Annotated in this window: 8 protein-coding genes; 3 read left to right on the plus strand and 5 right to left on the minus strand. The window is 71.3% G+C overall.

Annotation, left to right across the window (positions count from 1 at the left end):
* The 4 genes from exbD to I9P22_RS22005 form a co-directional block, all read right to left on the minus strand.
* A partial coding sequence (gene exbD / locus I9P22_RS21990; protein WP_199262142.1) for a TonB system transport protein ExbD occupies positions 1-540 on the minus strand: 540 nt, incomplete at its 3' end.
* Between the two features lie 3 nt (positions 541-543).
* Positions 544-1,755, minus strand: coding sequence for a tonB-system energizer ExbB (gene exbB, locus I9P22_RS24895; protein WP_199262144.1), 1,212 nt, complete (start codon positions 1,753-1,755; stop codon positions 544-546).
* A 159-nt stretch (positions 1,756-1,914) separates the two neighbouring features.
* Entirely contained in the window at positions 1,915-2,949 is a 1,035-nt protein-coding gene (locus I9P22_RS22000; protein ID WP_199262147.1) for a siderophore-interacting protein, read from the minus strand.
* Positions 2,950-3,013: 64 nt separating this feature from the next.
* Positions 3,014-4,186 (minus strand): pyridoxal-phosphate-dependent aminotransferase family protein, encoded by a 1,173-nt coding sequence (locus I9P22_RS22005; protein ID WP_199262149.1) that lies wholly within the window; start codon positions 4,184-4,186, stop codon positions 3,014-3,016.
* 293 nt (positions 4,187-4,479) lie between these two features.
* Between I9P22_RS22005 and I9P22_RS22010 the strand changes: the two genes are divergently transcribed.
* The 3 genes from I9P22_RS22010 to dinB are packed head-to-tail and all read left to right on the plus strand — an operon-like array spanning position 4,480 to position 8,023.
* Positions 4,480-6,219, plus strand: a complete 1,740-nt coding sequence (locus I9P22_RS22010) for an ABC transporter ATP-binding protein (protein ID WP_199262151.1) — start codon at positions 4,480-4,482, stop codon at positions 6,217-6,219.
* Positions 6,219-6,935, plus strand: coding sequence for a CAF17-like 4Fe-4S cluster assembly/insertion protein YgfZ (ygfZ, locus tag I9P22_RS22015; protein WP_199262153.1), 717 nt, complete (start codon positions 6,219-6,221; stop codon positions 6,933-6,935). The genes I9P22_RS22010 and ygfZ overlap by 1 nt, the downstream gene beginning before the upstream one ends.
* Positions 6,932-8,023, plus strand: a complete 1,092-nt coding sequence (gene dinB / locus I9P22_RS22020) for a DNA polymerase IV (protein ID WP_199262154.1) — start codon at positions 6,932-6,934, stop codon at positions 8,021-8,023. The genes ygfZ and dinB overlap by 4 nt, the downstream gene beginning before the upstream one ends.
* Here dinB and I9P22_RS22025 read toward each other — a convergent pair.
* A partial coding sequence (locus I9P22_RS22025; protein WP_199262155.1) for a tellurite resistance TerB family protein occupies positions 8,014-8,619 on the minus strand: 606 nt, incomplete at its 5' end. The genes dinB and I9P22_RS22025 overlap by 10 nt on opposite strands.

Raw genomic sequence — 8,619 nt, forward strand, 5'->3', positions numbered from 1 at the left:
GGTGCCGGCGGTTGCGGTGCCGGCTGCGGCCGGGATGCTCGGGGCCACCATGCCAGCAGCCGCGGTGCCCGCCGCCGCACCCGGAGCCGCCGAAGCCGCATCCGGGGCCGGGGCGCCGGCCGAGGCCGCCTCCAGCCCGACCAGGGCGATCTTCAGATAGCCGGTCTCGCGTAGCGTGTTCATCACCCCCATCAGGTCGCCATAGGAGACCTCGCGGTCGGCGCGCAGGAAGATGCGCTGCTCGCGGTCGTTGCCGGTCGCCGCCGCCAGCGCCGCGGCCAGCCCGCCGGCCGGCACGTCCTCGTTGCCGATGGCCAGCGTCAGGTCGGGCTTGACGGTGATGTAGACCGGCTGGTCGGGACGCTGTGCCGGGGTGGCATTCGATACCGGCAGGTCCACGTTCACATCGACCGTCGCCAGGGGTGCCGCGACCATGAAGATGATCAGCAGCACCAGCATCACGTCGATGAAGGGCGTGACGTTGATCTCGTGGTTCTCGACCAGGTCGTCGCCCTGGGTGTCGCGGATGCCGCCGGCCATGGCTCAGGCCTCCCGCCGCGGAACGGCGCCGCGGAAGTCGAGGTCGCGGCTGACCAGGCGTTTGACCCCGGCCGCGGCATTGGCCAGCCGCAGGCGATAGCCGGTGATGGCGCGGGCGAAGACGTTGTAGATCACCACCGCCGGGATGGCGGCGACCAGGCCTATGGCGGTGGCCAGCAGCGCCTCGGCGATGCCCGGCGCCACCACGGCCAGGTTGGTGGTCTGCGCCTGCGAGATGCCGATGAAGCTGTTCATGATGCCCCAGACGGTGCCGAACAGCCCGACGAAGGGCGCGGTCGAGCCGATGGTGGCCAGCACGCCTGTGCCCCGGCTCATGCGGCGGCCGGCGATGGCCTCGATGCGGTCCAGATGCGATTCGACCCGCTCCTTGACGCCGCTGTCGCCGGCCTGGTCCAGCGCCGGGGCCGAGCGGTCGTATTCGCCCGCCGCGGCGCAGATCATGCGCGAGACCGGATCGCGGCGGTTGCCGGCGGCCGACAGGGCGGCGGGCAGGCTGGCGGCGGTCTCGATGCGGCGGATGCCGGATTGCGCGCGGTTCATGGCGCCCATCAGCTCGAGCATCTTGGCGACCAGCACCGTCCAGGTGATGACCGAGGCGAAGGCCAGGCCGATCATCACCCCCTTCACCACCCAGTCGGCGGCGATGAACATGCCCCAGGGCGACAGGTCATGCGGCAGGTTCGGGTCGCGGGCGGGCGGGTTCAGCATGGGCGCCAGCGCGTCCTGCACTGCCTGCGGCAGGAGGCCGGAGCCCTCGGGTTGCGGCGCCGCGGCCGGCGTTTCCGCGGGCGCTTGCGCAGGCGTTTCCGCCGGAGCGGCGGCTGCGGGAGGCTGGGTGCCGGCAGGGTCGGTCGCGGCAGGCGCTGCCGGGGTGGCATCGCCGGCAACGGACGCGGCAGGGGCATTGTCCGTTGCGGGCGTCGTCGAAGGCGTCGTTGCTGGCGCCGGGCTTGTCGCCGGTTCGGCGGGGGCGGCCTGCGGCGCGGCTGGGGTCGCGGGTGCCGGGGTTTGCGTGGCGGTGCCTGCCGGGGCTTCGGGCGCCGCCGGCTGCCCTTGGACCTGGGCCTGAGGCGTCGTCGTGCCGGTCTGGGTGCCCGGCTGGCTTTCCTGGGCTGAAAGCGGCGCGGCCAGCATCAGGCAGGCAAGGGCAAGGGCGGTCCCCGCGCGGGGGCGCGGCAGCGACTTCTTGGTCATGGCGTTCCTTAGTAGTTCCGGCATCGGGATCCGTCCGCTTCTTGCTTGGGCGCGGCACATGCGCAAACGTGCCGCCTTGACGCCCTTGGCCGCGGTCTGGCGCCCGTATCGAACACCAAGGTAAAATTGTCAACTATTGGCCGGGACGGGCGCCGATCTTTATGCGCTCCAATAGGCCGACAGATGGCTGCGGGTCCGGTCATGTCCCAGCCGGTCGAAAACCAGCCGGCGCAGCGCGGCGATGGCGGATTTCTCTGCCGCCATCCACAGATAACTGCCAGCGGCCGGCGGGCGTTCGTGCAGCAGGGCGGCCAGGGCGGCGGTGCCCCCGGGCAGGTGCCGGATGCGGAAGCCCTGGGGCCGGGGCAGTGGATAATCGGCATGCCGGCCGAGCAGGAAGACCTCGCCCCCGGCCGTGCCGGCGCGCGATTCGAGGATGCGGGCAAGGGCGGGATAGGCGGTCTCGTCCCCGGCCAGGAACAGCCGCGCCGCCTGCGGGATGCCGCCGCCGCTGGGGCCGATCAGCCCGGCTGGCTGCTGCGGTTGCGCCATGCGCGCCCAGCCCGCCGTCCGCCCGCCGGCATGCTCGAAGATGTCCAACTCCAGCCAGCCGGCCCCGGCGTCGATGTGGCGCAGGGTATAGACCGGGCGGTGCAGGGCCTTGTCGCCCCCGGGCCAGGCGATCTGGCCGTTGGCGCCGAGATGCGGCCATTGCGGCGCCTTGTCGCCCGGCGCCGGCAGCACCAGGCGGAAATGGATCGAATCCTCGCCGGCGAAGCGGTGCAGGTCGGGGGCGGCCAGGCGCAGGCGCAGGAAATCTGCGCAAAGCCGGCGAACCGAGACGACGCGCGCCAGGCTGAAATTCGCCGGCGGCTTGCCGGCATCAATGGCCGAGGGCCAGCGCAGCGCCGCCGCCGCGGGCAGGTGATGGGCCAGGTGCTCGGCGATCGCCTGCTGGATGGCGGGCAGCCATTCGGGGCGATGGGCGCGGGCAAAGACCAGCACGCCGTCGCCGCGCTTCCTGGCGCCGAACTCGCCCAGTTCGACCTGGCACCAGATCGAGCGGCCGTGGCCGCTATGCAGGTCCAGCCCGTGTTCCTCGGCCTCGGCGCGGATCAGGCGCTCGATCGGGGCGAAGTCCTGGCCGGGCAGCAGGGCTTCGGACTGGAACTCGGGCAGGGGGGTGATGCGCATCCGTCGCCTCGCATGGCCTTGCCGGGAAAGGTCGGATGTCCCGGCCCTCGCGTCAAGGCCGGGTTCAGGCCAGCCGGGCGATCTCGGTCGCCGCGGCCTCGACCGCGCCTTGACCATGCGGGATCTGCAGGGCGGCCATCCCGGCCTCGATCGCCGCCAGGGTGCCCAGCAGCTGATGGGCGCCGGCATGGCCCATATGGGCGATGCGCAGGGTGTTGTCGGGGTCGGGCGCACCCAGGCCGATGCCCAGCGTCACCCCCGCCTTGGCTGCGGTCCATGCGCGCAAGGCCGCGGCGCCGGGCAGGGTCGCCGCGGTGACGGATCGCGCCCGGCCCTGCGGATCGGCGACCAGCGGGGCGATGCCGTGCCCGCCCAGGCCCCAGCGGTCGAGCGCCGCCCAGGTGGCACGGGCCAGCCCCTCGTGCCGGGCCCAGGCGCGGGGCAGGGTCTCCTCGACCAGCAGCATGCGCAGCGCCTCGTTCAGGCCAAAGATGTGCTGGACCGGGGGCGTGCCGCCCCAGAACTGCCAGAGCTCCTGCGCCTCGGCGCGCGGGGTCCAGTCCCAATAGGGCGTGGTCAGGTCGGTGCGGCCCTGTGCTGCCAGCCGGTCCGAGAACCAGACGAAAGCCAGTCCCGGCGGCACCATCAGCCCCTTCTGGCTGGCCGAGACCAGCAGGTCCACGCCCCATTCGTCCATCAGCATCGGCTCGCAGCCCAGCGAGGCGATGGCGTCCACGGCCAGGGCGGCGGGATGGTCGCCCATGGCGGCGCGCAGGGCGGGGATCTCGGCGCGGGCCGAGCTGGCGGTATCGACCTGGCAGGCCAGCACCGCCTTGATCCGGTGGTCGGGATCGGCGGCGAGCCGCTCGGCCAGGCGCTGCGGATCGGCGGGGGCCAGGCCGAAATCCAGCTCCTCGACCTCGACGCCCAGGGCCCGGGCCATGGCCGCCCAGGCGCGGCCGAAATGGCCCGAGACCAGGACCAGGGCGCGGTCGCCGCGGTTGAACAGGTTGGCATTGGCGGCTTCCCAGCCGGCATGGCCGTTGCCGATATAGGGCGCGACATGGCCGGTCGTGCCCGCCAGCCGCTTCAGCGCCGCGATCATGGCGCGGTTCTCGGCCGCCAGCGCCTCGCCATAGATGTCGGGCGAGGCGCGGTGCATGGCCCGCAGCACCCGGTCGGGAACCGGGGAGGGGCCGGGAATGGCCAGGACGGCGGCGCCTTGGGCAAAGCTCATGCGGGATGCCTTTCTGATGACCCGCCATCGGTAGGACGGGCCCCGCGCAAGGTCAACGGGGCGCGGGCGAACGGGTATCCGGGCCATGAAGAAGGGCCGGGGTCGGAGATGCGGGGGCGCATTGCGGGGCGGCGGGGTCGGGACGGGCGGCGCGGGCAGGGTGGGTATTTGGAAAACGGAAAGGGCCGGGCGGAGCCTATGGCAGAGTCCCGGGCGGGGGGCTGCGGCGCCGGCGGCTTGCCCCGGGGCGGCTTGCGCCTTATCCCTTGCCCTGACCGAGGACCGGGGACGCGATGGCGGACAGACTTCACAGCACGGCCAATCTGTTCGCCCGGATGTGGCGCGACTATCTTGGCCCCTATTGGGCGCGCATCCTGCTGGCGCTGGTCTTTCTGATCGTCGAGGGCTCGACCCTGGGCCTGCTGAGCTGGATGCTGAAGCCGCTTTTCGACCGCGTCTTCGTCGGCGGCGACACCGATGCGATCTGGTGGGTGGGCGGCACCATCTTTGCGCTATTCCTGATCCGGGCCGCGACCTTCGTCATCAACCGCAGCCTGATGACCTCGGTCTCGCTGTCGGTCTCGACCCGGATGCAGACCGACCTGCTGTCGCATATCATGGTGCTGGACAGCCATTTCTTCCAGAAGAACCCGCCCGGCGCGATGATCGAGCGGGTGCAGGGCGATACTCAGGCGGTGCAGGGGGTCTGGACCACCTTCATTTCCGGCGCCGGGCGGGACATGGTCTCGCTGGTGGCGCTGTTCGGCGTGGCGGTGGCGGTGGACCCGTGGTGGACGATGACCGCGCTGGTCGGTGCGCCGATCCTGATCCTGCCCACGGTGCTGGTGCAGCGCTATATCCGCCGCAAGGTGCGGCAGAACCGCGTCAATGCCAGCCAGCGGGCCACGAGGCTGGACGAGGTGCTGCATGGCATCAACGCCGTCAAGCTGAACCAGATGGAGGCCTATCAGACCGCTCGCTTCGCCCAGATCGTCAACCGCATCCGCCGGGCCGAGATCAAGATGTCCGGCATCGGCGCCACCGTCCCGGCCCTGGTCGACGTGGTCACCGGCATCGGCTTCGTGGGCGTGCTGGCGCTTGGCGGTGCCGAGGTCACGCGGGGCGAGCGCACGGTGGGCGACTTCATGTCCTTCTTCACCGCGCTGGCGCTGGCCTTCCAGCCGCTGCGGCGGCTGGGCGCGCTGGCCGGGACCTGGCAGGCGGCAGCGGCCTCGCTGGAGCGGATCTATGGCGTGCTGGACTTGCGGCCGACGATCACCTCGGGGCCGCGCAAGGCGCCGCCGCCCGACACCACGATCCGGCTGGAGGATGTGCGGCTGGCCTATGACAACCATCCGGTGCTGAACGGGCTGAGCTTCACGGCCGAGGCCGGCAGGACCACGGCGCTGGTCGGGCCGTCGGGGGCGGGAAAATCCACGGTCTTCAACCTGCTGACACGGATGATCGACCCGGCCTCGGGCCGGATCACGCTGGGCGGCGTGGCGCTGGCGGAATTCGACCTGGCCACGCTGCGCGAGCAGTTCTCGACCGTCAGCCAGGATGCGGCGCTGTTCGACGAGACGCTGCGCGAGAACATCCTGCTGGGCCGCGAGCAGGACGACGCGGCGCTGCGCCGCGCCATCGTCGCCGCCCATGTCGCGGATTTCACCGATGCGCTGCCGCTGGGGCTGGACACGCCGGCCGGGCCGCGCGGCTCGGCCCTGTCGGGCGGGCAGCGCCAGCGCGTGGCCATCGCCCGTGCCGTGCTGCGCAACGCGCCGATCCTGCTTCTGGACGAGGCGACCAGCGCGCTGGACGCGCAAAGCGAACGGCTGGTGCAGCAGGCGCTGGACGAGCTTTCCGCGGGGCGCACCACGCTGGTCATCGCGCACCGGCTCTCGACCGTGCGGCAGGCGGACAAGATCGTGGTGATGGATCAGGGCAGGGTTGTCGAAGAGGGCGATCACGACCAGCTTATGGCCCGGGGCGGCGCCTATGCGGCCCTGGTCAAACTGCAATTCGGAGAGACGTGATGCGGCGCATTCTGGCGGTCTCGGGCGAGGATCGGGTCGAGTTCCTGCAGGGGCTGGTGACCAACAAGGTGGGCGAGCTGCCGGCCTGGGCGGCGCTCTTGACGCCGCAGGGCAAGTACCTGGCCGATTTCCTGGTGGTGCCGGATGGCGGGCGGCTGCTGGTCGATGTCGATGCGCGGCTGGCGGACGACCTGATGCGGCGGCTGTCGATCTACAAGCTGCGCTCGAAGGTGGCGATCGAGCCGACCGACCTGACCGTCGCCCGCGGCACCGGCGAGATGCCCGATGCCGCCATTGCCGATCCCCGGCATCCGGCGCTTGGCTGGCGGCTTTATGGCGGGCAGGGGGATGACGGCACCGATTGGGACGCCATCCGGGTCGCGCATTGCATCCCCGAAACCCTGATCGAGCTGATCCCGAACGAGACCTTCATCCTGGAAGCCGGGTTCGAGCGCCTGCATGGCGTCGATTTCCGCAAGGGCTGCTATGTCGGGCAGGAGGTCACGGCGCGGATGAAGCACAAGACCGAACTGCGCAAGGGGCTGGTGACGGTCGGCATCGAGGGCGCCGCGCCCGTCGGCACGCCGATCCTGATGGCGGACGGGCGCGATGCGGGCACGCTCTTCACCCAGTCCGGGGGCCGCGCCATCGCCCATATGCGCTTCGGCCGCATGGGTGAGGGGCTGGTGGCGGGGGATGCCCGCATCATCCCGTGACCGGCCCGGCCGGGGAACGCGTCCGCCGCATCGTGCATGTGGACATGGACGCCTTCTATGCCTCGGTCGAGCAGCGCGACAATCCCGAGCTGCGCGGGCGGCCGGTCGCGGTGGGCGGCATCCAGCGCGGCGTGGTGGCGGCGGCCAGCTATGAGGCGCGGCGCTTCGGCGTGCGCTCGGCCATGCCCTCGATGCGGGCGATGCGGCTTTGCCCGGCCCTGATCTTCGTGAAGCCGCGCTTCGACGTCTATCGCGCCGTCAGCCAGCAGGTGCGGGCGATCTTTGCCGAATACACCCCGCTGGTCGAGCCCTTGTCGCTGGACGAGGCCTATCTGGACCTGACCGACCATCTGCACGGCTCGACCGCCACCCGCATCGCCAAGGAGATCCGGGCACGCATCCGGCAGGCGACCGGGCTGACCGCCTCGGCCGGGGTCAGCTACAACAAGTTCCTGGCCAAGCTGGCCTCGGACCAGCGCAAGCCGGACGGGCTGTTCGTGATCCCGCCCGAGGCCGGGGCGGAGTTCGTGCAAAGCCTGCCCATCGGCCGCTTCCACGGCATCGGCCCGGCCACGGCGGCGCGGATGCAGGCGCATGGCATCCTGACCGGCGCCGACCTGGCCCGGCAGAGCCTGGAGTTCCTGACCGCGCGCTTCGGCAAGTCGGGCGCCTATTACTGGAACATCGCCCGCGGCATCGACCATCGCGAGGTCAAGCCGGACCGCATCCGCAAGAGCATCGGCGCCGAGAACACCTATTTCGAGGATTTGCGCGACCTGGCGGCGGCGCATCAGGCGCTGGCCGAGCTGGCCGACAAGGTCTGGCGTCATGCCGCGCATGCGGGCCGCGCCGGCCGGACGGTGACGCTGAAGGTGAAATACGGCGATTTCCGACAGATCACCCGTGCTCGGTCCCTGCCGCGCCCGGTCGAAAGCTGCGACGAGATGCTGGGGATGGCGCGCGAGTTGCTGGCGCCGGTCTTTGCCGATCCGCATGGGGTGCGGTTGCTGGGCATAACCCTGTCCGGGCTGGAGGAGGCGCGGCGGGACGAGCCGCCGCGACAGCTGGGCCTGTTCGATCAGGCGTAGAGGTTGATCACGCCGATCTTCTGGTGGATGCCGTTCACCGTCTCCTTGTCGAGGCCGAGATGCTGGGCCAGCGTGTGCAGGTATTCGGCCTCCTTGCGGTTGTCGAACTCGATCGCCATCAGCGACATCAGATAGACCTGCGGGCCGAAGCCCTGCGGCACCTCGCGGGCCAGGGCCTCGGCATCGACCGGGGCGGCCATCTGCTCGCGGATGAAGGCGCGCTCCTCGTCGTCCAGCTCGCCGAACTGGTCCATCAGCTTGGCCTTCTCGGCCTCGTCGATCTCGCCGTCGGATTTCGCGGCCTGGATCATCGCCTTCAGCATCAGCCCGGCCAGGGCGTTCTGTTCGGGCGTTGGGGCTGTCGCCGGCTCGTCGCCCGTGGCCAGTGCCTCGTTGAAGAGCTCGCCGAAGCTGGCGTCGTTCTGCGGCTGCGAATCCTTCTGCGCCAGCCCGCCCTGCGGCTGGCCCGGCTGGGACTGCCCGGTGGTCTGGGCTGGGGTCTGGGCCTGCGCTTGGCCGCCGCGCCCGCCCAGCAGGTCGCCCAGCATGCCGCCAAGCCCGCCGGCGGCCGCGCCGCCCAGGATGCCGCCGCGCCC

It is taken from the genome of Paracoccus binzhouensis (assembly GCF_016446475.1).
GTDB classification, from domain to species: Bacteria; Pseudomonadota; Alphaproteobacteria; order Rhodobacterales; family Rhodobacteraceae; genus Paracoccus; species Paracoccus binzhouensis.